The sequence below is a fragment of the Nonomuraea rosea genome, from assembly GCF_039539705.1.
Lineage (GTDB): Bacteria > Actinomycetota > Actinomycetes > Streptosporangiales > Streptosporangiaceae > Nonomuraea > Nonomuraea rosea.
This window is the reverse complement of record NZ_BAABDQ010000024.1, coordinates 127236-147772: the sequence shown is the minus strand read 5'-3', so window position 1 is coordinate 147772 and position 20537 is coordinate 127236. Positions and strand designations below refer to the sequence as shown.

The window sequence follows — 20537 nt, the reverse complement described above, 5'->3', positions numbered from 1 at the left end:
AGCGGGCCGCCTACGGCCTGCGCCCGCGGACGTAGCGGATCGCCAATCCGGTGGGCGATGTGCGTGACCGGCCCGTACGTGATCGTTGGGGCATGACCGATCAGCCGTTCAGGTTCTCCTCCCGCTCGTCCCGTCGCGCCCTCGCCCTGCTCGGCGGGTGCGCCCTCCTGGGCGCTGTCAGCACCCCGGCGGCCGCCCAGTCGCCCGGTCATGGGAGGTGGGTCGGCACGTGGGCGGCCGGTGTGACCGCGGTCCCGGACCGGGCTCCCGGCTACCCCGACGGGAGGATCGCCTACGTCGAGGACCAGACGGTGCGGCAGGTGGTGCACACCAGCGTCGGCGGTGACGCTCTCACGCTGCGGCTGTCCAACGAGCACGGCGACGAGGCGCTGCGCCTGGGCGCGGTGCACGTGGCCGCGCGCGCCGGCGCCGGAGGCACCGACATCGACCCCGCCACCGACCGGACGGTGACCTTCGGCGGGAACCGGGCCGTGACACTCGCCGCAGGCACGCGGATCGTGAGCGATCCCGTCGCGCTGGACGTGGCGCCGGACGCCGATCTCGTGATCAGCCTCTACCTGCCCGGACGCACGGAGGTCAGCACGGTCCACCAGTACGCGCTGCAGGTGAACGCCGTCGCGGACGGCGATGTCACCGGGGCCAGGACGGTGACGCCGGTCGCCGCCCCGGAGCAGTGGATGTTCCTGTCCGGCGTGAGCGTCCGGGCCCGTACCCGGACCTCGGCCGTCGTGGCCCTGGGCGACTCGCTCTCCGACGGCGTCACGACGACCGCAGGCGCCAACCACCGCTGGCCCGATCTGCTCTCGGACCGGTTGCGGGCCGGCCGTAGCCCTGACCTGGGCGTCGCGAACGTCGGCATCGCCGGCAACCGGCTGCTGCACGACCCGAACCCGCCCGCGGGGCAGCCCGTCGAGGCCTACGCCGCCTATTTCGGGCCCTCGGCACTGCACCGGTTCGAGCGGGACGTGCTGGGCCAGCCCGGCGCCGAGCACGTGATCGTCCTCCTGGGGGCGAACGACCTGGGCCAGCCCGGCTCGTCCGCCCCCGTCGCGGAAACCGTCACGGCCGGGCAGCTCATCCAGGGGCATCGGCGCCTCATCGCGCGGGCGCACGCCCGGGGGCTGAAGATCTACGGCGGCACCGTCACGCCGCTCAAGGGCGCGCAGTTCGGCTTCTGGAGCGAGGAGATCGAGGCCAAGCGCCAGGCGGTCAACCGCTGGATCCGCACGAGCGGCGCGTACGACGCCGTGATCGACTTCGACGCGGCCGTCCGCGACCCGGCTCAGCCGCTCCGCCTGCGCCCCGACTACGACGGCGGAGACCACATCCATCTCAACGACGCCGGCGCCCAGGCCATGGCCATGGCGGTGCCCCTGCGTCTCCTCCGCTGACGGCGTATGCCCGGTGTGCGGATTGTTCCAGAGAATATCCCGATTGATGCGTTCGCCTTCACGGGTTGACGCCCTACGCGCGGGTCTTGGGGCCGACCGGGCCATGTGGTCGGCCTTCGGTCGTTGACTCGTCCCGGCGCCTTGGACATTGTTGCTCGATGTAGCTATTCGAGTACTCATAGTGATAGGGCTGAGGTGTCGTGATGATGCGGGATTCGTCCGGGACGGACACGTTCGCGATCGTGGGGCTGGGGTGCCGGTTCCCCGGCGGGATCGTGGATCTGGCCGGGTTGTGGGAGGCGCTGGAGTCCGGGCGTGACCTGGTCGGGACGGTCCCGGGAGACCGGTTCGAGGCCGCGCGGTTCGTCGACACCGGGATGGTGCGGCGGGGGAAGTCGTACACCGCGCGAGGCGGGTTTCTGGGGGATATCGCCGGATTCGACGCGGACTATTTCGGGATCTCGCCCCGGGAGGCGGCGCAGATGGACCCGCAGCACCGGCTGCTGCTGGAGACGGCCGTGGAGGCGCTCGACGACGCGGGGATCGACCCCGCGACTCTGGCGGGCTCCGACACCTGCGTGTTCGTCGGCCTCTCGGACTTCTCCTACGCCGGATTGCAGATGCAGAGAGCTTGGCGGTTGAACGCCTATTCGATGGCGGGCGGTGCTCATTCGATCGCGGCGAACCGGTTGTCGCACTTCTTCGACCTGCGCGGGACGAGCATGGCGATCGACACCGCCTGCTCCTCCTCGCTGGTGGCCGTGGAACGCGCCTGCCGGGAGCTGGCCTCGGGCGACAGCCGGGTGGCGCTGGCCGGCGGGGTCAACGTGCTGCTGAACCCGAACGTCTTCGCCGGGTTCAGCCAGGCGTCGATGCTGTCCAGGCGGGGCCGCTGCGCGGCGTTCTCGGCGGACGCCGACGGGTTCGTCAGGGCCGAGGGCGCGGGCATGGTGGTGCTGAAGCCGCTGGCCGACGCGCTGAACGACGGGGACCGGATCCACGGCGTGATCGCCGGGGCAGGGAGCAACTGCGACGGGCGCACCGCCGGGCTGGCCCTGCCCAGCGCGCAGGCGCAGGAGGACCTGCTGCGGCAGGTGTACGAGCGGACGCGGATCACCCCCGACGAGATCGTGTACGTGGAGGCGCACGGCACCGGCACGCAGGCGGGCGACCCGGCCGAGTGCGCCGCGCTCGGCCGGGTCCTGGGCGCCGCGCGGAGCGTGGGTCCGCTGCCCATCGGGTCGGTGAAGACCAATCTCGGGCACCTGGAGTCGGCGTCGGGCATGGCGGGGCTGTTCAAGGCCCTCGCCGTGCTGCGGCACGGCACGATCCCGGCCTCGTTGCACCTGGAGCCGGTCAACCCCCGCATCGACTTCGCCGGGCTGGGGCTGGAACCGGTCGGGAGCATGCGTCCGCTGGCGTCCCGGGACGAGCGGCGCTTCGTCGGCGTCAACTCCTTCGGGTTCGGCGGGGCCAACGCCCATGTGGTCGTCGGCCCGCCGCCCGCCGCTCCGTCGGGCACCGGAACGACCGGCGAGCTGCCGTTGATCGCCTCCGGGCGCACCCCGCAGGCGGCCGACGAGGCGGCGCGGCGACTGGCCGACCGGCTGGCCGGGGCCGAGCCGGCGGAGTTCTACGACCTCGCGGCCACCGCCGGCCTGCGCCGGGCCAGGCACCGCTACCGCCGGGTGGCGCTGGCCGCGTCCCCGAAGGAGGCCGCGCGGATCCTGGCCGGCCAGGGTGGGAGCGCGGAGGCGGTCGAGCGGGGCCGGGTCGGGCTGGTCTTCGCGGGCAACGGCTCGCAATGGGCGGGGATGGCCGCCGACCTGCTCGGCGACCCGGTCTTCCGCGCCGAGGTGGAGGCGGTCGACGCCGTGCTGACGCCGCGGCTCGGCTGGTCGGTCGCCTCCTACCTGCGTCAGCCGGCCGAGGAGTGGGGGCTGGAGGCCACCGAGGTGGCGCAGCCGCTGCTGTTCGCGGTGCAGGCCGGGATCGTCGAGGTCCTGCGCGATCGGGGCGTGCGGTGGTCGGTCGCGCTCGGGCACAGCGTCGGAGAGGCCGCGGCCGCCTACGCCGTCGGGGCGCTGACGCTGGAGGAGGCGGCGTGGGTGGTCGCCGAGCGCAGCCGGGCCCAGGCGGTCACGGCCGGTGACGGCCGGATGGCCGCGGTGGGCCTGCCGCCGGCCGAGGCGGAGAACGTCCTGGCGGCCTACCCGGGCCTGGTCGTGGCCGCGGTGAACAGCGCCGGGGACGTGACGATCGCCGGTCCGGAGGACCAGCTCAAGCCGCTGGGAGACGAGCTGACGGCCCGGGAGGTGTTCTTCCGGCTGATGGATCTCGATTACGCCTTCCACAGCCCGGCCATGGATCCGGCCCGTGCCACGCTGGCCGCCGGCCTGGCCGGGCTGGCCCCGAGCGGGAGCACCGAGGCGCTGATCTCCACGGTCACCGGCGGCCCGGTGCCCGACAGCGGCCTGGACGCCGGTCACTGGTGGCGCAACGTGCGCGAGCCGGTCCGCTTCGCCGACGCCGTCGATCATGCCCTGGACGCGGGCGTCGACGTCCTGCTGGAGGTCGGCCCCCATCCGGTGCTGCGTACGTACCTGCGCAGGATCGTCGCCGGACGCGGCCGGGCGGCCGTTCTCGCCACGCTGCGCCGCGACACCGCGGGCCCTGGCGCGTTGCGCAGGACCGTCGAGGCGCTGATCGCCGCCGGGGCGGAGACGGACTGGGCGCGCTGGTTCCCCCGTCCCGCCCGGGTGGCGGAGCTGCCCGCCTACCCGTGGCAGCGTGAACGGCACTGGAGCGGCACCCCGCAGGAGTGGATCGTCAGCAGCGGGTCGGGGCGGCTGGACCACCCCCTCCTGGGTGAGCGGCTGCCGGCGGCGGAGCCCTCCTGGCAGGGGCCGATCGAGCCGGCGCTGGTGCCCTGGCTGGCCGACCACAAGGTGGCCGGATCGGTGGTGTTCCCCGTGGCCGGTCACGTCGAGATGGCTCTGGCCGCCGGCCGGCGGGTGCTGGACGGCCCGGTGGAGCTGGCCTGGCTGGCGGTGAGCCGCCCGCTGGTCGTCCCATGGGAGCGGGCCGGCGAGGTCCGCATGCAGCTCGCGTTCTCACCCGGCGACGGCATGGTGTCCATCACCAGCACCGAGGCCGCCGACGGCACCGGCGGTGCGCGGCCCCGTCTGCACGCCCGGTGCCGGGTCCGCGAGCTGCTCGGCCCGCCGCCCGCGCGGGTCGACCTGGCCGGGGCGCGTGCCCGCTGCACCAGCCAGGGCGACGCCGGCGTCCTCTATCCCGAGCTGGCCGAACTCGGTCTGGAGTACGGGCCCGCGTTCCGGCAGCTCGTACGCCTGCACATCGGGGACGGGGAGGCGCTGGCCGCGTACCGGCACACCACGGACCCGGCCGACACCGCGCGGTACGTGGCGCATCCGGCGCTGCTGGACGCCGCGCTCCAGGCGTGTGTGCCCCTCGCGACCGCCCGGGCCGCCGGGCAGTGCTGGCTGCCGTCCGCGATCGGGTCCGTCCGCGTGTGGCGCAGCCCGTCGCCGGAGGGGATGCTGCACGTCCGCGACCGCACGCGCGCTGCCACCGAGCTCTGCTTCGACGTGGTCGTCACCGACCCGGACGGCAGCGTCACCGCCGAACTGCGCGGCGTGCGGCTGCGGCGGGTCTCCGGACTGGCCGACCGGGCGCCCCTGCGGTACGAGACCGTGCTGCGCGCCGCGCCGCATCTCGACCTGCCGCCCGCGTCCTCGCCGCTGCCCGGCAATCACGACCTCGCCCGGGCCGTCGCAACGAGCGTCTTCGCGCTGGAGGCCGGTCGGCGCTCCGTGCGCTTCGCGGACTTCGCCGCCCGGCTCAAGCAGGTCACCGCCCATGTGGCCGCCGCCGCGTTCACCGGCCTGTTGCCTGCGGGCGCGGCCGAGTTCACGCCGGCCGACCTGGTCAGGCAGGGCATGCTCCCCGGCTACGACCGGCTGGCGCGGGCCCTGCTCCGGCTGATGGCCGGCCACGGTCTGGCCGCTCTCGGCGCGGACGGGCGATGGCGGCTGACCGGCGCCGCGAACCCCGGCCCCCTCCTGGCCCGGCTGTCGCCCGACTTCCCGGCCTGCGCCGCCGAGGTGCAGCTGGCGGTCCGCCAGTTGCCGCACCTGCCGCAGGTGCTGCGTGGCGATCGCGACGCCCTGCACCTGCTGACCGGCCAGGGCTCCGCAGAGGCCCTGCAGCAGTTCTACGACGTGGCGCCGAGCGCGTTCCACAACCGGGTCGTCGCCGCGCTGACGGCGGAGATCGTCCGGGCCTGGCCCGATGACCGGCCACTGCGGATCCTGGAGATCGGCGCGGGCACGGGCGGCACCGCCGCCGCCGTGCTGCCACTGCTGCCGCCTGAGCGGTCCGTCTATCACTTCACCGACGTGTCCGAGGGCTTCTTCGCCCGCGCCCGGCACCGTTTCGCCGGCCACACCTTTGTCGACTACCGGACGTTCGACCTGAACGCCGACCCTGCCGGGCAGGGCTTCGCCGACGGCTGCTACGACCTGATCGTCGCGGCCAACGCCCTGCACACCGCGACCGACCTGCCGTCGGCGCTGGCCCGGGTACGCGGCCTGCTGGCCCCCGGCGGCCGCCTGCTGGCCTTCGAGATCCACGACACCGACTATCTGCTGCCGTTCTTCGGCACACTGGACAGCTTCTGGAGCCATGCCGACGAGCTCCGGCCGGATTCGCCGCTGCTGAGCGGCGACCAGTGGACCGATGCGCTGAATGCGTGCGGCCTGACCGACGTCGTCCGTCTCGCTGACACCGGCCTGGCCGACGTCGTCCGTCTCGCTGACACCGGCCTGGCCGATCCCGTTCGCCTAGGTGACACCGGCGAACCGCTCACGGGCAACGCCTCGGTGTTGCTGGCCGCCGCACCCGCGGACGAGACCGCCCAGCCCGCGCTGCCACGACCCGACGACGGCACCCGATGGATCGTGGCCACCGAAGACGGGCCGCAGACGCCACTGGCCGAGCACCTCGCCGCACTCCTGCAAGGCGACACGCGGCACGTGCCGGTGACGACCGCGCCCGCCGGCCCGGCGGCCTGGACGGCGGCGCTCACCGGCGCCGGCGACCCGGCCGTGGTGCTCCTGCTCGGCGACGCCCCGGCCGGCCCCCAGGCGATGCTGGAGCAGGCCGTACGGCGGGCGGCCACGCTACGCGCCCTGGGCACCGCCTGCCGGCACCTGCCCGAGAGCGTCCGGCCCGCCCTGTGGCTGGTGACCCGCCCCACCGGCGCACTGCCCCCGCCCGAACGGGCCACCTGCCCGCACGACGCCGCGACCTGGGGCATGGCCCGCACCCTCGCCAACGAGCAGCCCGGCCTGCGAGTGACCCGGCTGTCGCTGGAACGCCTCGGCGACCCGGCCGCCGACGCCCACCGGCTGGCCCGCGAACTGCTGCAATCCCCCGCCATCGACGACGACAGGCCGGCGGCCCGCGAGGACGAGATCGTGCTCACCACGGCCGGCCGTTTCGTGCCCAGGGAACGCGAACTCCCGTCCGGCGAGCACGTCGAACCGAGCGGCGACCAGCCGTTCGCCCTGGAGATCAGCGCACCCGGCCTGTCCTACGAACCGACCTGGACCCGCATCCAGCCCCTCACACCCGGACCCGGCCAGGTGGTGATCGCGGTACGCGCCGCGGCGCTCAACTACCGCGACATCATGCAGGCGACCGGATTGCTGCCCGCCGAAGAAGCCGAGGAGTTCGCCGGGAACAAGGGCCCCGGCCTCGAATGCGCCGGAATCGTCACCGCCGTGGGCGACGGCGTGCACGACCTGTCGGCCGGAGACCGGGTCTGCGCCGCCGTCCCGGCAAGCCTGGCCTCGCACACGACGGCACCGGCGGCCGCCGTGGTGAAGATCCCCGACGAGCTCAGCTTCGCCGAGGCCGCGACCCTGCCGGTGGCCTTCCTGACCGTCCACTACGCGCTGCACGACCTGGCGCGGCTGACGGCCGGCGAGACCGTGCTGATCCACGCCGCCGCCGGCGGGGTCGGGCTGGCCGCCGTCCAGTACGCCCGCCTGGCAGGCGCCACCGTGATCGCCACCGCCGGCAGCCCGGCCAAACGCGACCTGCTGCGCGCCCTGGGCGTCGAGCACGTCCTGGACTCCCGCACCCTCGACTTCGCCGCCCAGACCCTGCACATCACCGGCGGCGACGGCGTCGACGTGATCGTCAACTCGCTGGCCGGGCAAGCCATCGACCGGGGCCTGGAAGTGCTGAAGCCCGGCGGCCGGTTCATCGAGCTCGGCAAGCGAGACATGTACGAGAACAAGCCGCTGCTCATGCGGCCCTTCGCCCGCAACATCGCCTTCTTCGGCGTCAACCTCCTCGCCCTGCTGCCCCAGGCGGCCGGGCCGGACGGCAACCGCCGCCTGCTGCCCGGCGCGGCCGGGACGGGCAGCAGTCGCGGCCTGCCGCCGGGCGCGAGCGGGCCGGACGGCAGCCGCCGCCTGCTGGCCCAGGTCGCCGAACGCGTCGCGGACGGCCGCTACCGGCCGCTGCCGCACACGGTCTACCCGGCCGCACGGGTCAAAGAGGCGTTCGAGCTGCTGCAACACTCGCGGCACATCGGCAAGGTCATCGTGAGCCTCGATCCGCAGGACGGCCCCGTCGGCGTCCGCACCCGGCCAGAACCGGCCCGGCTCGACCCTGACGGCAGCTACCTGATCACCGGCGGCCTGAGCGGGTTCGGCGCCGCCACCGCCCGCCGGCTCGCCGATCGCGGCGCCCGCCACCTGGCCCTGCTCTCCCGGCGCGGCGCCGACGGCCCCGAGGCGGCCGCCGTGCTGTCCGACCTGGCCGCACGCGGCGTGAGCGCCACGCCGTACGCCGCCGACGTCACCGACGCGGCGGCCATGGCCACGGTGATCGGCCGCATCGACGCCACCGGGCACCGGCTGGCGGGCGTGATCCACGCGGCCATGACCCTCGACGACGGCCCGCTCACCGAGCTGACCGACGAGCGGATCCGCGCGGTCCTGGCCCCCAAGATGGCCGGCGCGGCCGTCCTCGACGTCCTGACCCGCGAGCACGACCTCGACCTGTTCTGGCTGTACTCCTCCTTCACCGGCGCCCTCGGCAACATCAAGCAGTCCGCCTATGTCGGCGGGAACCTGTTCCTCGAAGCGCTGGCCCGGCGACGGCACGGCGACCGACCGGCACTCGCCATCGCCTGGGGCGCGCTCGGAGACTGCGGCCACGTCGCCCGCGAGGGCCTGACCCCGGCCATGGAGGCGTTCGGCGCCGAGCCGGTCGACTCGGGCAAGGCGCTGGCCACGTTGGAGACGCTGACCGGGTCCGGCGCCGTCGTCGCCGGTATCGGCCGATTCGACTGGCTCCGGCTACGCACCTTCCTGCCGACCCTGGTCGCGCCCCGTTTCGCCGGGCTGCTGCCCGATGACGGCGACCACGGCGGTCACAGCCGTCAGGACCTTGTGGCCGCGCTGGCCGGCCGCTCCGCGGAAGCGGGGCTGGAGATCGTCGGCCGCACCCTCGCCGAGCTGCTGGCCCGGATCCTGCAGACCGAGGTCGCACGCCTCGACGCGCGGGTGCCGCTTCAGGACTACGGCGTCGACTCCCTGATGGCCGCCGAACTGCTGACCACGCTGCGCCAGCGGCTCGATGTCGAGATCCCGCCCATGGAGCTCCTCCAGAGCGGTATCACCCTCACCGATCTCGCCCGCCACGTCCTGCTGCGCCTCGGCGGCCGCACCACCGGCTGAGGGGCGGCGGCCGGGCGCCTGGACGCCCGGCCGCCGCCGGCCGGGCGGGCGTCAGCGGGGCACGTCCCCCGAGCTGGGCAGGGCGCGGAGACCCCGGACGGCCGCGGCGATCCCCTTCTTGTCGTAGCCGCCGGTGGGCATGGTGGCGCCGTGAGCGTGGCGGATGATGCCCTGCGCATCGATGAGGACGCTGCCTGACTGCTGCAGCGAGCCGAAGACCTTTCTGGTCAGGCCGATCGTCTCGTGCGGGGTGCCCCGGCGGCCCACGAGGACGGGGAACGGGACCTGGCGCCTGGTCTTCCACGTGGCCGCCGCCTGACGGTCCTCGGGAACCGCGACCAGCACCTGAACGTCGTCGGCCGCGAACTCCTCGCGGCGCCGGCCGAGGTCTTGGACGTGCCTGTTGCAGACCGGGCACGACACCGACCGCATGAAGTAGATCAGCACGGCTTGCTCGCCCTGGTAGTCGGACAGGCGGACGGGCCGGCCGTCGGTGTCCTCCAGCAGCATGTCGGGCGCGGGCGATCCGGTTTGGAGCATGGCGGAACTTCCTCTTCAATCTCGGGTCAGGGAAATACGGCCTAGAGAGGTCAGGCAGGGCCGGTCACGTCGCCCAAGCTGAGCCGGACCTTGTTGCGGGCCCGGTGCAGGTGGGACTTCATCGCGGCGTTGCTCAGGCCGAGCGCCGCCGCGACCCTCCGCCCGGGGTGGCCCAGCACGTCCCGCATGATCAATACTCTGCGCTGAACGTCCGGCAACTCCTGGATCGCCTGCGCGACGAGCTCGGCTTCCAGGCGGCGGAGGGCCTCGTCCTCGGCTGACGTCACCGGATCGGCTTCGGCGTCATGGCGTTCGAACAGCAGCCGGGTGCGGCGCAGGCACTCGTTCCTGACGATCCGGAACATCCACGATGCCAGCGCTCCGGTGGCCCGCAGGGTGCCGATCTTCTGGTAGAGGATGATCAGCGCCTCCTGCGCGGCGTCCTCGGCATCCTGCGGGGACGCGCACAGATGCATCGCGAAGCGCCGCACGTGCGAGTGGGCGCCGTCGAGCACCGCGATGATCGACTCGTGGTCACCAGCCTGCGCGGCCCTGATGAGCTGCGCGCTCGCCCAAGAGCGGTCGGTCACGCCTGCGCCCTCCTCACCCATCCCCATCTCCTTCCAGTGCGGCCATTCACCCCATAAGAGGCGCTCACCCCGCGAAAGGATTCACCTGAATTCAAGCCGGCTCGCCTTTGCGCACCGGCCGGGCACGCTGTGATCATGCCGGTCATGAGTTGCGTCTTCTGCCGCATCGTCGCCGGCGCCGAGCCCTCGCAGACCATCCACGAGGACGAGCATGCCATCGCCTTCCTCAACCCCGCCCAGGCCACCAGGGGTCACGCGCTCGTCGTGCCGAGAGCGCACCACCGGGACCTGGCGGAGATCCCGGTGGAGACGGCGGCGCACGTCATGCGGGCCGCGGTCGAGGTGTCCCGGCGGCTCGCCGGCGCGCTCGGGGCTCCTGGGGTGAACTTCTGGCACGCCAGCGGGGAGACGGCCTGGCAGAGCGTCTTCCACTTCCACCTCCACGTGGTGCCCCGTTTCGAGCTCACCGACCTCACGCCGCCGTGGACGGAGGTCGTGCATCCGGTCGAGTCCCTCGCTGGGCTGGCCGAGGAGATCAGGGGCTGGCGCTGAAAGAGGGGATCCGGTCTCGCAGGCGATCGCGGGCCGTCCGATTGAGGTAGGAATGTGGCGTGGACTCTGAGTTACGCGCCCGCATCCTCCACAGAGCGGGTTTCGTGGTCCGGCTGGTGCTGTTGCTCCTCCTGCTCGCGGGCCTGGTGATCGTCAGCGCACGTTTCTCGCCCTCCTCGCGGACGCTGGGACAGTTCCGTGGAGCGGTGCTGGCCGGGGAGGTCGACCGGGTGACCTACCAGGCCAGAGAGTCCGGCGAACTGGTGTCCCTGACGTGGTCGGAATCCCCGCTGGCCTGGCGGCAGGTTGAGGCTGGCGGGATCGCCGATTCCGAAGGGGCGTACACGACCGCGCGCCTCATGGCCGACGCGCGCCGCACGTTCGTTCCGCCGTCCTTGGTGCGCGAACCCGTGGGGGAGTCCTCCGGCGACGGCCTCTTCCCCGACTGGCCCTTCGACGCTTCCGGCGGCTGGTGGATCGCCGCCTCCTGGTTGCTCGCCTTTTTCGCCATGCTCTTCTCCACACCGCGTCTCGCCAATCGGTGGGCCTGGTTCTGGCTGTTCACCGTCGGGCAGATCGGCGCGGTTCTCTACCTCATGCTGGAGCCGAGGCCGCTGTGGCGCGGCCCCGGCGAAGGGGGCAGCCGAGCCAAGCGGGTGGACGGGGTCCGCGGCTGCGGCTACTCGATCCTGCTGGCCATCGCCTGGTCGTTGGCGGCGATGGGGCTCGGCCGGCTGGCCGGACTGGCCCTGGGCTGAGCACGTGGTCAGCTGCCGGCGAGTACGGCGATCGCCTCGATGGAGATGAGCAGGTTGCGCGGCAGGCTGACGTTGCCCGGCGCCGAGCGAGCCGGCGGCGGGTCAGGCATGTAACGGGCATAGACGGCGTTGATGGCGGCGAAGTCCTCGACGTTCGCGTAGAAGATGGTGGTCTTGACCAGGGTCGCCAGCGACGCGCCTGCTGCGGTGAGCACCGCCTCAAGGTTGCGCAGCGCCTGCTCGGTCTGTTCCTCGATGCCGTCCGGTGCGACGCCGGTGGCCGGATCGATGCCCGCCGTGCCCGAGCAGAAGACGAGTCCGTTGGCGATGATCGCCTGGCTGTAGGGCCCGATCGCGCCCGGCGCCCGGTCGGTTGCGACTTCCTGACGAATCATCGCCGATCCTCTCCATCCGTCAAACGTGCACCAAAGGTCCTATGCGCGTGCCTCGTACACAATGTTGAAGGGTGTCTCGGCGACGCGGCGGAAGCTGCCGAATCCGGCGTCGGTGGCGATCCGGCGCATCGGCTCCTCCCCGGCCTGGGCCCCGAGCGAGTAGCCGCCCTCCTGCGAGAGCGCGTTCGGCACGCACAGGAACGTCGAGAACGAGTAGTAGACCCGGCCGACCGGGCTGAGGTTGTCGCCCACGGTCGCACCGGCGAACGGCTCGACGATCATCCAGGTGCCGCCGTCGGCCAGCCGCTGCCGCACATGGCGGGCCGCGCCGAGCGGGTCGCCCATGTCGTGGAGCGCGTCGAACGTCGTCACGAGATCGAACGGGCCGCCGGTGAAGGTCTGCGCGCCGGCGACCTCGAACCGGGCCCGGCCGTCCAGCCCGCGCTCCGCCGCCCGCTGGCGCGCCGCCTCGACCGACTCGGCGTGGTAGTCCGAGCCGTACACAATCGATCGCGGATATTCCGCCGCCATCAGGAGGGTCGAGGCGCCGTGCCCGCAGCCGATGTCCGCGACGAGCGCGCCGTCGCGCAGCTTCGCCTCCACCCCGTCCAGCGCGGGCAGCCACGTGCTGATCAGACTGGCGCTGTATCCCGGACGGAAGAAGCGTTCGCACCCGGCGAACACCTGGGTGTCGTGGGCGTGCCAGCCCACCCCCGCGCCGGAGCGGAACGCCTCGGTGATCTCCGGCTCGGCGCGCAGCGCGCCCACCGCGAGCTGGAACGCCCCCGGGACGAAGACCGGGCCGTCCGGATCGGTGAGCGCGAAGGCCTGTTCCTCGGTGAGCGAGTAATGTCCCGTCCCCTGGTCGTACTCCACGTAGCCGCCGGCCGCCTGGCCGCGCAGCCACTCATCGACGTAGCGCGGTGCGGTGCCGGTACGTTCCGCGAGCTCGTGCGGTCGCAGCGGGCCGCCGGCGAGGGCCTGGTACAGCCCGAGGCGGTCCCCGGCCACGATGTTGCCGGCCGCTATCGTCGCGCCCAGATCGCCGACGAATCGGTTCATGAACTCGGTCAGCCGTGCCTGGTCGATCGCCATGAGTCACTCCTTTGTCGCGTCGTGTGAGCCTTCACTCCAGTTCTAAGGGCGGTCCGGCCGCGGCGGCATCCGCGCCGGCTACCTAGGCCGCGCCGCGGCATCACCGATATCGGGATCGGTGGCGGCGGGAAGCCCGTTCGCGCCGGTGCCGCGTGCCAGAATGCGAGAAGTGGGCAGGACGATTCTGGAGCGCGAGGACGAGCTGGCCGCGCTGGGCAGCGCCGCCCGCGACGCCGGTGACGGTGCCGGTTCGGTGATCCTCGTCTCCGGTGAGGCGGGGATCGGGAAGTCGAGCCTGGTCGAGGCCATCCGGACGGTGCTCCCGGCGGAGGGCCGGCTCCTCGTCGGCTACTGCGACGACCTGGCGACGCCGCGGGTGCTCGGCCCGCTGCGCGACCTCATCGGCAGCGTCGGCACGGCACTGACCAGGGCGCTGGAGCGCGGCGACCGGGGCGAGGTGCTGGAGGCCCTGCGCGACGAGCTCGGCTGGGCGAACCACCCGACGGTGCTCGCTGTCGAGGACGTGCACTGGGCCGACGAGGCGACCTTCGACGTGCTGCGCTACCTGGTCCGCCGGGCGGCGCAACTGCCTCTGGTGCTGGTGCTGACCTACCGCGACGACGAGCTGCGCACCGACCATCCGCTGCGGCAACTGCTCGGGCTGGCCTCCAGGGCCGGGCGGGTCCGCCGGCTGCGCCTGGCCCGGCTCACCGTGGCCGCGGTACGCCGGCTGAGCGCCGCCGCGGACGTCGACGCCGACGAGGTCTTCGCGGTGACCTCCGGCAACCCGTACTTCGTCACCGAGGTGCTGGCCGCCGGTGACGCGACCGCGGTGCCGCTGACCATCGCGGACGCCGTCCACGCCCGGGTGGCGCAGCTCGACCCGGCCACGCTGGAGGTCCTCGAACGGCTCGCCGTCGTACCGTCGGCCGTGCAGCGCTGGCTCATCGATGAGCTCGTACCGGCGGGCCCGGCCGCGCTGGCCCCGGCCGAGCAGCGCGGCCTGCTCGCCGTCACGCCGAGCCGGGTGAGCTTCCGCCACGAGCTCACCCGCCGCGCGGTGGCGGACTCGATGCCGGCGGCGCGGCGGATGGCGGCGAACCGCAGCGTGCTCGCCGCCCTCCTGGCCAGGCCGGGCATTGAGGTGTCCAGGATCGTGCACCACGCCGCCGAGGCGGGCGACACGGCCGTCATCCTCCAGTACGGGCCGATCGCCGCCCGGGAGGCGTCGGCGGCCGGGGCGCACCGGGAGGCGGCGGCCCATCTGCGGCTGGTGCTCGACCAGCACCCGATCCTCGAGCCGCGAGCCGAGGCGGAGCTGTGGGAGGGCTACGCCATCGAGTGCTACACCGTCGACGCCCCGGCCGCCGACACGCTGGCGGCCCAGCGGCGCGCGGTCGAGCTGCGGCGCGGTGACGACCCGCGCGCCTGCGGGGCCTCCCTGCGCTGGCTCTCGCGGATCTGCTGGTGGGCCGGCGATCCGGAAGGGGCGGACGCGGCGGCCGACGAGGCGATCGCCGTCCTCACCGCCGCCGGCGACGTCGACCTGCTGGCGATGGCGCTCAGCGGCAAGGCACAGCTGCACGCGCTGGCGGGGCGGAGCACCGAGGCCATCGGCGTGGCCGAGCAGGCCATCGCGCTCGGCAAGGACACGCCGGGGACCCTGTCACACGCGCTCAACAATCTCGCCATGGCGTTCTCCGTGACCGGCGACCCGCGCTCCCGCTCCACGATGGAGGAGAGCCTGCGGACCGCGCTCGACGCCGACGAGCCGGAGCACGCCTGCCGGGCCTACGTGAACCTCATCCTGCACGACCTGGAGGCACTGCGGCTCGACGACGCCAGACGCCGGCTCCCCGAGGGCATCGAGTTCGCCGAGCGCTCGGATTTCGTGATGTTCTCGCGCTATCTGCAGGTGGCGCTGGGGACACTGCATTTCGCGGCCGCCGACTGGGACCAGGTCGTGCCGGCCGCGGCGTACGCGCTCGACAGCTCCCCGCCGGTGCGCTGCGCCGCGCTGACCGTGATCGGCCGTGCCCAGCTGCGCCGCGGCGAGCACGGCGCGGTGGACACGCTGCGCGAGGCGTGGCGGACCGCGGTGCCGCTGGGCGAGTGCCAGTGGATGGGCCCGGCCGCCGTCGGGCTGGCCGAGGCCGCCATGCTCGACGGCGACGCCGGTGCCGCCGTCGCCGAGCTGACCGAGGCGTACGAGCTGGCCCGCCGGTTCGGCACGGCCGCCGTCCGGGCGGAGCTGGCGTACTGGCTGACCCGGGCGGGCCGCCCCGTCGGCGGGGACGGGCTGGACCAGCTGCTCGCCGACGGGGACGGGCGGATCCATCCGTACGCGCTGCTCGCCCGCGGCCGGTGGCGGGAGGCGGCCGAGACGTGGCGCGCGGCCGGCTGCCGCTACGAGCACGCGGCGGCCCTGGCCGAGAGCCCCGAGCCGGCCGACCAATTAGCCGCGCTCGCCCTGCTCGACGGGCTCGGGGCCGAACCGCTCGCCCGGCTGGTCCGGGCCCGACTGAAGAGCCTCGGCGTGGCCAGGATCCCGCGTGGCCCGGCGCCCGCGACCCGGATCAGCCCGGCCGGGCTCACCGAACGCCAGGGCGAGGTCGTCCAGCTCCTCGCCCAGGGCATGACCAACGCCGAGATCGCCGGTCACCTCGTCCTCTCGGTGCGCACCGTGGACAGCCATGTCGCGGCGGCGCTGGAGAAGCTGGGCGCCCGCACTCGCAAGGAGGCCGTGGCGCGCGCCCGTGACCTGGGCATCCTCGACCTACGGTGATGACGGCGGCGAGCGCAGAGTTCCCGCGCACGCTGAGCGAACGAGTGATCAAGAGCAGGCTGCCGCGGTCCGCCGGGGACCGCTTCGACGCTCGCGCGATGGAGAGGACGCAGTCGTGACCCCCGGCTCCAGGATCCCCCGGATCAGCGGTAGCGCGCGCCACAGGCGTCGACGGCGTCGGCCACCGCCTTGGCCCGGTCCGCGGCCGCGGCGATCACCGGGTCGCCGGCAGCGTGCGGGGCGCATCTGCCGACGATCTGGTGGAGCCGCTCGGTCAGCACCGTCCAGGCGGCCGCCCGCCAGGGGACCACGTTGTCCATGACGTAGTACATCTCGAAGGCCGGCCCCGCCGTGCGTCCCGGATGCGCGGGGCCGGCGGGCCGCCGGGCCAGCTCGGTGCCGAGCGGCCGCAGGACGCCCGCCATCATCGCGATCGCCGCGCCCACCAGGACGCCGAGCTCTTCCTCGCTCTCGTCGGTGTGGGTGAAGAAGCGGGTGAGCAGCCACAGAATGGCCTCGTAGGCCAGATTGCACAGCTCGGCCAGCACCATCGTGCCGGGATCGCCGATCAGCGGCTGCGGCTCGCGCACGTCGAAGGGCTGGCGGGTGAACGCGCCGAGCGCGGGGTGGGCGGGCTCGAAGCCCGGGTCGGCGGCGCGCAGCGCGGTGTACTCCTCCCAGACCTTCAGGAAGCGGCCGTAATGGGCCTCGCGCCAGTCGCCCTGGGCTCCCTCGCCCTGCTCGATGATCTCGTCGATGGCGGCGCACGCGGACTTGAGATCGGTCACCGCCACCATCTCCGGCCAGCGGAACAACTCCGCGGTGGCCTGCGCCGCGGGTGATCCGCAGAACACCTGCTCCTCGCCGACGCGGGCGGCGAGAGCGGTCAGACCGTCCCTGATGCCGCGGTAGAGGTGGCCGACGGTGGCGAACTCCTGCGCCCGGGGGAAGATCTCGCCGGCCACGACGGGCTCGGGCGGCGGGTCGCAGGCGATGAATCCGGCGGCGTCCACCCGTTCCATGCCTTCGGGTCGTTCGAGGAAGAGGAAGTGGGTCAGCGCGGCCTCGCCGAAGGGTAACAACCGCATCTGGATCGAGGGTGGGAAGGGGCCGCAGGACTGCGGGAAGTTGGGCCGGTTGAAGGTGGGCGCGGCGCCGATGGCCGACATCAGGTTGGCCACCAGGGCGAGGTGCAGCATCTCCTGTACGGCGATGCCGTGCAGCTCCTGCCGCCAGCGGTCCACCGCGGCCTGCTGATCGGCGGTGAGGCCGTCGCTCTTGAGGCTGAACTCGGCGAACAGGTACTGGCACATGATCATGTGCTCGAGCTGGGCGGCCTGGTACAGCAGGTACCACACGTGCTCGCGGTGCTCGATGACGATGGGAGGCTCAGCAGTCATGGCTTACACGATTACACAGAAGGCGACGGCCGTCATGGAGTGATCCGGAGCTCGTCCGGCGTCCAGCCTGCGGTGCCCGCCACGATCCGGACGGCCGCGCGGGCCAGCGGCTCCAGCCCCGCCACGTCGACCTTGTCGATCGTGTCCGCCGAGTCGAACAGGTACATCGGCGCCGACAGGAAGTGCACCAGCGGCACGCCCTCGGGATGGAAGAACGCGCCGTCCGTGGGCGGCATCGGCGAGAACACGTCCGGAGGCAGGACGAACGAGCGCCGCAGGTCCTCCGCCTCCAGCGTCGTGGCGACCAGCCGCTCCAGCTGGGGTGCCCGCGTCGTGAACCACCACCTGACCTCCGGGTCGGCGGTCGGCACGAGCTTGCCGTCCACCGCCTCGCAGCGCAGCGCGGCGTGCTCCAGGTGCAGCTGGAGCACCACATCGGCCAGCTCAGGCCGGTGGCGGTCGATGAAGGCCCGGGTGCCCGCCGCGTGGGCCATGTGCCCGGAGGTGAGGAGGAAGGTCAGATTGTGCGGGCGCTCCGCCGCCGGGACGCGCGCCCAATGGCGTGCGGTGGCCAGGACGAGGGCCAGGCCGGAGGCGTCCTCGACGGCCGAGGCCCAAGGGGCGTCGTGGTGCGAGGCGACGATGACCGTGTGGGGGGAGCCGCCGGGGAGGGTGGCGACGACGTTGTGCGTGATGACCGTGTCGACGGCGGACTCGGCGATCAGCTCTCCCTCGCAGGGGAGGCGGGCGAGCAACTGGCGGGCGTCCGTGCCGGACAGCCACAGGCCGGGGATCGGGCGCTCGATCGCGTCGTACGGCACGTAGTAGTCGCGGGTGTCCCAGGGGAGGCCGGTCAGCGCGCCGACGAAAGCCGCGGCGCCCGCCGCAAGCGCGGGCTCGACGACCTCCATCATCCGCGGGCCGAACGGGAGCGTCTGGACGAGCGTGCCGAAGCTGCCCTCGGGGTCGTAGGCCGAGGTCGCGAGCGTCTTGACGTACGACTGCGGGAGCTCGGTGAAGGTCAGCTCGTCCACCACGATGTCGCCGGGCCGGGCGTCGGCCAGCCGCGCGATCCGGCCGCGCAGGCTCTTGGCCGGCGCCGTGAACGGCAGCGGCAGGCCGGTCCACGAGGTCCCGTCGTCGAGGCGGAGCAGCCCGGCGCCCGGCCGCCAGCGCCGCACCTCGACCGGTTCGAGCGTGACCTCCAGGCCGAAACCCGACAGGCGTTCGGCCAGCCACTGCTCGGTCCACGCGTCCGCCGGGTAGCCGGGGCGGCGGATGCCCTGCCCCACGACGGTCTCGATCCAGCCGAGCATCTCGGCGGCGGACGGAATGTGCTCCATGCCTGCGATCCAACCATTGACAGGACCTGCTTGTGAAGCGAGAGTTCCGGTCATCCGTACAAATTTGGGGAGCTTGTATGAAGCTGATCGTGCTCATCGCCGCGCTCTTACTGGGCGTCCTGGCCAGTCCGGCCCAGGCCGCGGACACCATCGAGGCGCACTACGAGGTCGCCGGCCCGTGGACGGTCGCGACCGCCGACGCGCCGGGGTACAAGCTCTACTACCCGGCCGACCTCGGGGCCGGAGGCGTCGTGCACCCGATCGTCACCTGGGGCAACGGGACCAACGCGGTGCCCACGCAGTATCCGGGGCTGCTCGGCCAGCTGGCCTCCTGGGGGTTCGCCGTGGTCGCCTCCACCGACACCACGACGGGGACCGGGTCCGAGATGATCGCCGCGGCCCAGTACCTGATCGCCAGGAACGCCGACGCCTCCAGCGTCTTCTACGGCAAGCTCGACGTGACCAAGGTCGGCGCGGTCGGCCACTCCCAGGGCGCGGGCGGCGCGGTGAACACCGCCACCAAGTCCGGCGGCCTGATCGACACCGTCGTGCCCATCGCGCTGCCCGCTCCGGTCTGGGTGGGCGCGGGGGACAGCTTCGCGGTCGGCCAGCTGACCTGCCCGGTGCTGTTCGTCAGCGGGTCCACCGACGTGATCATCTCCCCCAACTCGGCGCTCCAGACGTACTACGACCAGGTCCCGGGCGCGGCGGCCAAGGCGCTGCTCAAGGGCGCCGGGCACAACACGATCCAGGGCACGGGCGGCGGTTTCCTCGGGTACGTGACGGCGTGGCTGATGTACCAGCTCCAGGGCGACACGTACGCGCGTGGCGCGTTCGCGGGCGCGGCACCCGAGATCAACACCAACGCCGATTGGCAGAACCAGGTGGAGAAGAACCTGCCCTGAGCCGTCACGCGCCGGCCGGGCGCAGCGCGAAGGCGGCGCGCGGGTTCCCGGTCAGCGCCGCCGTGGCCACCGCGCCCAGCCCCGCCGCCTCCAGCCGGGGCACGAACCGCTCCAGCAGGTACGTCAGCCCGGGCCCGCCGCCCAGCCCGGGCCAGTACGACCGCCGCGCCAGGTCCATGCCGAACAGCAGCCGATGCCCCAGCCCGCGCCCGGCCAGCTCCGCGACGAGCGCGACGATCTCGCTGTCCGGCCCGTACTTGATCCGCCCGGGGCGGTCGAAGGCCAGGTAAGCCCCCCTCTCCGCCAAGGAGATGAGATATCCGGCATCGGGGTTATGGTCGATGTGCCCGAGTACGACCCGATCGGCCGCCACTTCGCCGGCCGACAGCGCGTCCAGCAGCTCGTGCCCCATCGTGCCCTTGTCGCAGTGGGTCACGACGGGCACGCCGGTGCGGACGGCCGCCTGCGCCACCGCGCCTGCCAGCCGCCGCACCCCGCGCCCGAACGCGTGGTACGCGGTCGCGATCTTGATGGCTCCCGCGCGGGCGGACGAGCGCCGGACCAGCGGCCCGACCAGCCCGTACTCGTCCATGCCCAGCACGATCTCCGCGACCAGCAGCTCGGTGATCTCCTCCGGCGCGTAGTGGTGCAGCCAGTGGGCGTCGCTGTAGTAGGCGCTCTTGTGGAAGCCGGTCACCGCGATCACGTGCAGCCCGGTCCGCTCGGCCAGCGCCTTCATCAGCGATGGGCTGCGGCCGAACCCCAGCGGCGTCATCTCCACCGCCGCCGACAGCCCGAGCCGCTGGGCCGCCGTCACCTCCGCGACGGCCGCGTCCAGGGAGTCCAGCCGGTAGTCGGGCTCGTTGCGGACGGGCCAGTCACCGGTCATGAAGAAGTGCTCATGCGCATAGGTCACACCGAGGGCGTCCACGTCCCCCAGCACCGTGCGAACCAGTCCCGCCGTCACAGGAGCGTCCCTTCCTC

At 73.2% G+C, this 20537-nt stretch carries 13 protein-coding genes; 6 read left to right on the top strand and 7 right to left on the bottom strand.

Annotation, left to right across the window (positions count from 1 at the left end):
* The first annotated feature begins 92 nt into the window (after positions 1 to 92).
* Positions 93 to 1412, top strand: coding sequence for an SGNH/GDSL hydrolase family protein (locus ABEA43_RS41530; RefSeq protein ID WP_345570905.1), 1320 nt, complete (start codon positions 93 to 95; stop codon positions 1410 to 1412).
* Between the two features lie 203 nt (positions 1413 to 1615).
* Positions 1616 to 9190: an SDR family NAD(P)-dependent oxidoreductase gene (locus ABEA43_RS41525; protein ID WP_345570904.1), complete on the top strand. Its 7575-nt coding sequence runs from the start codon at positions 1616 to 1618 to the stop codon at positions 9188 to 9190.
* A gap of 51 nt (positions 9191 to 9241) precedes the next feature.
* Here ABEA43_RS41525 and ABEA43_RS41520 read toward each other — a convergent pair whose 3' ends face one another.
* Positions 9242 to 9730, bottom strand: a complete 489-nt coding sequence (locus tag ABEA43_RS41520; RefSeq protein ID WP_345570902.1) for a peroxiredoxin family protein — start codon at positions 9728 to 9730, stop codon at positions 9242 to 9244.
* A gap of 50 nt (positions 9731 to 9780) precedes the next feature.
* A complete protein-coding gene (locus ABEA43_RS41515; RefSeq protein ID WP_345570900.1) occupies positions 9781 to 10341 on the bottom strand; it encodes an RNA polymerase sigma factor in 561 nt (186 codons plus the stop codon).
* Positions 10342 to 10455: 114 nt separating this feature from the next.
* Here ABEA43_RS41515 and ABEA43_RS41510 point away from each other — a divergent pair, with 114 nt between their 5' ends.
* A complete protein-coding gene (locus ABEA43_RS41510) occupies positions 10456 to 10872 on the top strand; it encodes an HIT family protein (protein WP_345570898.1) in 417 nt (138 codons plus the stop codon).
* Between the two features lie 59 nt (positions 10873 to 10931).
* Positions 10932 to 11630 carry a hypothetical protein gene (locus tag ABEA43_RS41505; protein WP_345570896.1) on the top strand — a complete coding sequence of 233 codons (699 nt, stop codon included), beginning with the start codon at positions 10932 to 10934 and terminating at the stop codon, positions 11628 to 11630.
* An 8-nt stretch (positions 11631 to 11638) separates the two neighbouring features.
* Here ABEA43_RS41505 and ABEA43_RS41500 read toward each other — a convergent pair whose 3' ends face one another.
* Together ABEA43_RS41500 and ABEA43_RS41495 are read right to left on the bottom strand one after the other, a co-directional pair.
* The gene (locus tag ABEA43_RS41500) at positions 11639 to 12025 is read right to left on the bottom strand and encodes a Rid family detoxifying hydrolase (protein WP_345570894.1); all 387 of its coding nucleotides are present in this window, start codon (positions 12023 to 12025) and stop codon (positions 11639 to 11641) included.
* Positions 12026 to 12064: 39 nt separating this feature from the next.
* Positions 12065 to 13120 carry a class I SAM-dependent methyltransferase gene (locus ABEA43_RS41495; RefSeq protein WP_345570893.1) on the bottom strand — a complete coding sequence of 352 codons (1056 nt, stop codon included), beginning with the start codon at positions 13118 to 13120 and terminating at the stop codon, positions 12065 to 12067.
* Positions 13121 to 13289: 169 nt separating this feature from the next.
* Between ABEA43_RS41495 and ABEA43_RS41490 the strand changes: the two genes are divergently transcribed.
* On the top strand, positions 13290 to 15905 hold the full coding sequence (locus ABEA43_RS41490; RefSeq protein ID WP_345570892.1) for an ATP-binding protein: 2616 nt from the start codon (positions 13290 to 13292) through the stop codon (positions 15903 to 15905).
* Positions 15906 to 16048: 143 nt separating this feature from the next.
* Here the strand turns inward: ABEA43_RS41490 and ABEA43_RS41485 are convergent, their stop codons facing one another.
* Together ABEA43_RS41485 and ABEA43_RS41480 are read right to left on the bottom strand one after the other, a co-directional pair.
* Complete coding sequence (locus ABEA43_RS41485) at positions 16049 to 17305, bottom strand: ferritin-like domain-containing protein (RefSeq protein ID WP_345570891.1); 1257 nt, start codon at positions 17303 to 17305, stop codon at positions 16049 to 16051.
* 32 nt (positions 17306 to 17337) lie between these two features.
* Positions 17338 to 18648 carry a M28 family peptidase gene (locus tag ABEA43_RS41480; protein WP_345570889.1) on the bottom strand — a complete coding sequence of 437 codons (1311 nt, stop codon included), beginning with the start codon at positions 18646 to 18648 and terminating at the stop codon, positions 17338 to 17340.
* Positions 18649 to 18725: 77 nt separating this feature from the next.
* Here ABEA43_RS41480 and ABEA43_RS41475 point away from each other — a divergent pair, with 77 nt between their 5' ends.
* A complete protein-coding gene (locus ABEA43_RS41475; RefSeq protein WP_345570887.1) occupies positions 18726 to 19553 on the top strand; it encodes a poly(ethylene terephthalate) hydrolase family protein in 828 nt (275 codons plus the stop codon).
* Positions 19554 to 19557: 4 nt separating this feature from the next.
* Here ABEA43_RS41475 and ABEA43_RS41470 read toward each other — a convergent pair whose 3' ends face one another.
* On the bottom strand, positions 19558 to 20520 hold the full coding sequence (locus tag ABEA43_RS41470; RefSeq protein WP_345570885.1) for a phosphotriesterase family protein: 963 nt from the start codon (positions 20518 to 20520) through the stop codon (positions 19558 to 19560).
* Positions 20521 to 20537: the final 17 nt, after the last annotated feature.